The organism is Pararhizobium sp. (genome assembly GCF_035497515.1).
Taxonomy (GTDB): domain Bacteria; phylum Pseudomonadota; class Alphaproteobacteria; order Rhizobiales; family Rhizobiaceae; genus Pararhizobium.
Map to the genome: position 1 here is coordinate 1 of NZ_DATJDJ010000219.1, position 4465 is coordinate 4465.

Below are 4465 nucleotides of genomic sequence, written 5' to 3' on the forward strand. Positions count from 1 at the left end.
GTTGCCTATACGCGTCCGGGTTCGGCCGACATCAAGCCGCTGATCGAGAGGATCGCCGGCGTCCATGCGGCGGCACTGCTGCAGAACCACGGTCCAATCGTTGCCGGCAACGCGCTGGATGCGGCGGTCTTTGCCATCGAGGAGTTGGAGGAAGCCGCCAAACTGGTTGTCCTGACACGCGGCATGGCCGTGCGGATGCTGGACCGGGACGCGATCTCCGATCTCAATCAACATTTTCAGCTGAAGTGAAACCATGCCCAAATTTTCCGCAAATCTCGGTTTTCTGTGGCCAGACCGGCCCCTCCTCGAACGCATCGATGCGGCCGCAAACGCAGGCTTCAAAGCCATCGAACTGCATTGGCCCTATGATGTCCCGGCAGAAGCGGTACGCGACGCCTGCGCGGGTCGAAGCCTTGCCCTGCTTGGACTGAACACCGCGACCGGTGACACCGGCAAGGGCGAATTCGGCCTTGCCGCCCTGCCCGGTCGGCGCGCCGACTTCGAAGCCTCCCTCGAACAGGCCATGACTTATGCGCGCACGTCCGGTGCCTCGTCCATCCACGTGATGGCGGGCGTGGTGGCGGCGAACGACAAAGCCGAAGCCCGGCGCGTGCTTGCGAAGAATCTGGCTCTGGCAAGCGAAAGGGCGCCCGACGTCACGTTATTGCTGGAACCCATCAACCAGCGTGACAAGCCGGGCTACTTCTACTCGACGATCGGCGAGGCCGTATCGTTGATCGAGGAAATCGGCGCGCCCAATATCAAGGTGATGTTCGACGTCTACCATGTCGGCGTCAGCGAAGGCGACATCCTGAAAAAGCTGGAAAAATATCTGCCGGTCATCGGCCATGTGCAGATCGCCGCCGTCCCGAGCCGGGCGGAACCGGACGAAGGCGAGATTGCCTATCCGGCAGTGTTCACCGAACTGGACCGGCTTGGCTATGAGGGCTGGGTCGGCTGCGAATACAGGCCTCGGGCAGGAACGGATGAGGGGCTGGGGTGGATCAACGCTCTGGGGATTTCGCTTCAGACGATGACCGGATGACGAAATCGAGCGGGAGAGACCATATGCTTGCCACCAAAACAGTACTGACCATAGAGGCCGCCAAGGCGATTGCGGGGGCCTGCGAAGCCGAAGCGAAGGCCAAGGGGCTTCGTGTGGTGATCGCGATCGTCGATGATGGAGGGCATCTTATGCTTCTGCATCGCGACGACGGTTCACAGGTCGGCAGCGTCGAGATCGCGACGCTCAAGGCGCGGACTGCCGTTCTCTTCCGCCGGAACACGAAAGCATTCCAGGATGTCGTGGAAGGCGAAGGACGTTACGCGCTCCTTTGCATTCCCAACGGCATTCCGCTTGATGGCGGCGTCCTGCTGAAACACGGCGAGGAAATCATCGGCGCCATCGGGGTCAGCGGCGCAAGCGATGAGGATGACGGCGATATCGGCCGGATCGGTGCATCGCTGCTGGCATCTGCCGGATGATTTTCAAGGCCTGCCACAATTGATCAACGCCGGCCGGACCCTGGCCGCCCCAACACAGAATCTGGAGCACCCGAATGTCGATAACCAAGGAAACGCTAGCGTTGACGCATGCCGGCGTGATGATTGCCTTGCAGGCCGCTATTGCCCATGCGGAGGAAATCCAAGTCCCGCAATGTATCGTGCTCGTGGATCCAAGCGGCGAGACTCTGGCAACGTTCAGGATGGATGGCGCGAAATATCTGAGCATGCACACGGCGCGGAGCAAGGCACGCACCGCCGCGTCGATCAATGCGCCGACCGGTGCCATGAACGTCGAGTTCGGCGTTGCAGCAGGAATCGCTTCCCAGGGCGGCGTGACCCACCTTCCCGGCGGCTTGCCCATTCGCTTCAACGGAAATCTCGTCGGTGCGATCGGCGTTGGCTCGGGAACCGGCGACCAGGATTTCGCCGTGGCGCGAGCTGCCCTGGCGGCCATCGGCGCGGAACCTGTCTGATCGTCCTTGACGCCTGTTCAGTGCGTCAAGCCTCTTCGATACGATCATCGCGTGAATAGACGGCACATCGCAGGCAGCGCGTGCCCGGCCTCACCAAGTGCGTCTTCGCGGTCAATCTGGTTGTCCGAAGCTCCATTGCCTGCACAGAAGCGCGACTACGCCTTGAATGGATAAAATCGAACATGACTACTCGAGCGAATGATCGGTTGAAATATGCTGCCTCGCCCGCGCAATCGCTTCGTCCAGTCGCGCGCGGGAAACAGCCGCGAGGCGCTCGACGCCAAGCAGCCGGGCCAAATATCGCGGCGGATCTGGCTGCTCCATGAGGCCGGGATTGTCCAGCACCACGAAGGCAAGTTCCGCAAGCGGAATATCGGCGATCGACCTGCGTGCTTCCTCGCCGGCTGGCTGCCGGTAGGAAATAATCTCCGAAACGGCTCCCGCTTTCCAGACGAATTCGCCGCTCGATTCCCTGGTCGTGTCGAAACCACGGAGATGGAGGTCAATCCTCTCTCGGATTCGACCGCCGGTGCGCAACCAGCCATGCGCGCGCGATAGCCGCTGTGCAAGTATGTCCGTGCGCAGCGGGCTTTCGGTTTCAATGATCCTTTCGATCATACCCCGCAGAGTGTCCCTGTAGCCGAATTCGAAGAACTGATCGGGATCGGCTCGGAAGCTGGAGAGATCGGCGACATGGTATCGCCGCTCATCCGAAGCTTCGCCGCCAAACGAAGAGGCAGGTGGTTGCGCTTCCACCGTTCCAGACGCGCTGGGCAATGGCTGCGTCTCCACGGAGACGAGGTCAGTTTCGACGACTGCTGGAAACAACCCAAGCTGCTCGACAGAAGCGGCGGCGGCCTCGTCACGGATTTCGTCGATCCCCTCCACCTCGTGTCCCATATCCCAATGGGTCGCGGTGTCCTCCAACTCAGTCGTGCGATGCGCCCTGCTTTCCTCCAAAAGAGCTTCCAGGCCGGCATGAAGCCGCTCGGCGCAACCGGCTGCATCGAACCACCAATCGGTCGACCACACGCGCAATATGTTCCAGCCAAGCCCCCTCAGCACCTGTTCTCGAACTTTGTCACGGTCTCTTGCAGTGGCCGATCCATGATAGGTGGCGCCGTCGCATTCCACGCCCGCCAGATAGGTACCAGCCAGATCGGGATGGCGGATACCGAAATCGATCCGGAATCCGGAAATGCCCACCTGCGGCACCACTCTCCAGCCGCGCCGCTCCAATTGCGCAGCGACGGCCTCCTCGAAGGGGGACTCGAAACCGCCGACAGACCCGATATCCTGGGCCGGCAGGGCAATTGCGCCACGCTCGGCGTAATCGAGGAACGTCTTCAGATGGTGTACGGCAAGCGCCTTGGTGCGGGTCGGGTCGATCTGGTCAGCGGTGAAACCCGAGAAGACGATGAGCTCCTGCCGCGCACGCGTCACAGCAACATTGAGGCGTCGCTCGCCACCGTCGCCGTTGAGCGCGCCGAAATCCATTGTCAGCTTGCCGGCGGCGTCCTTCCAGAACGTGATCGAAAAAAGGATGACGTCCCGCTCGTCGCCCTGCACGTTTTCCAGGTTCTTGATGATCGTGGGTTCGACCCGTTCCTCGGCAAAGAACCACTCGAGTTCGGGATCGTCTCGGCGCGCTGCATCGAGGAGATCGAGGATCAGCGACTGCTGCTGTGCGTTGAAGGTGATCACTCCCAGCGTCGGGCGGTCTTTTTCAGGCAGTTTCAACCACCCCTTCATTCGCGCAACGGCTTCTTTCGTGACGGCTTCCGCCTCTATTCGATTGGTTCGGCTTTTCCCACGGTCGTAGATGCCAAGAGGTATCTTCCGCAGATGTACGGCGCGGTCTTCTACGGCCGGCGACGGAAACGTCACCAGACGATTCTGGTAGTAGTGATGATTGGAGAAGGCGATCAGGGACTCGCTTCGGCTGCGGTAATGCCATCGCAGATCGCGGATCGGAATGCCGGCCGCTTTCGCCTCGTCGAGAATGCTCTCCAGATCCTTTTCGTGATCGGCGACCTCCTCCTCTTCCTCGTTGCGTCCGAAGAAGTTCGTCGGCGGCAACTGCTTCGGGTCACCGACAATGATGGTCTGGCGCCCCCGCGCGATGGCACCGACAGCATCCCACGTTGTGATCTGCGACGCTTCATCGAAGATCACAACGTCAAACAGCGCCTGGTTGGTCGGGAGATACTGGGCGATGGAGAGCGGCGACATAAGCATGCAGGGTGCGAGCTTGGCAAAGTTCTGCGGCATCTTGCCAATCATGTCTCGTATCGACTGGCTCGGACGCTGCAACTCCATCTGGTAGCGCAGCAGCCCGAGCTCCGAATTTCGTGGAACGGTCTGCACGGGCGGTAATCCGTGGGCGATCACACTGATGACGCGCGCCGTGGCATGCGATCGTACGAGATCGTCGATTTCACGAAATTCACTGATTGCGTTTTCATGCTGGAAACGCCGAAAATCCC

General features: G+C 60.7%; 5 protein-coding genes. 4 read left to right on the forward strand and 1 reads right to left on the reverse strand.

All coding sequences use genetic code 11. The features are described from left to right. From VL202_RS23195 to VL202_RS23210, 4 genes are all read left to right on the forward strand, one after another. The coding region (locus VL202_RS23195; RefSeq protein ID WP_325466416.1) for a class II aldolase/adducin family protein at positions 1–249 on the forward strand (249 nt) is incomplete at its 5' end. A gap of 4 nt (positions 250–253) precedes the next feature. After that, positions 254–1045: a hydroxypyruvate isomerase family protein gene (locus tag VL202_RS23200; protein ID WP_325466417.1), complete on the forward strand. Its 792-nt coding sequence runs from the start codon at positions 254–256 to the stop codon at positions 1043–1045. Between the two features lie 23 nt (positions 1046–1068). Continuing rightward, on the forward strand, positions 1069–1485 hold the full coding sequence (locus tag VL202_RS23205) for a heme-binding protein (RefSeq protein WP_325466418.1): 417 nt from the start codon (positions 1069–1071) through the stop codon (positions 1483–1485). A gap of 74 nt (positions 1486–1559) precedes the next feature. Continuing rightward, on the forward strand, positions 1560–1979 hold the full coding sequence (locus tag VL202_RS23210) for a heme-binding protein (RefSeq protein WP_325466419.1): 420 nt from the start codon (positions 1560–1562) through the stop codon (positions 1977–1979). 186 nt (positions 1980–2165) lie between these two features. Here VL202_RS23210 and VL202_RS23215 read toward each other — a convergent pair. Further along, positions 2166–4465, reverse strand: a 2300-nt coding sequence (locus tag VL202_RS23215; protein ID WP_325466420.1) for a DUF3320 domain-containing protein, incomplete at its 5' end; no start/stop codon positions are given.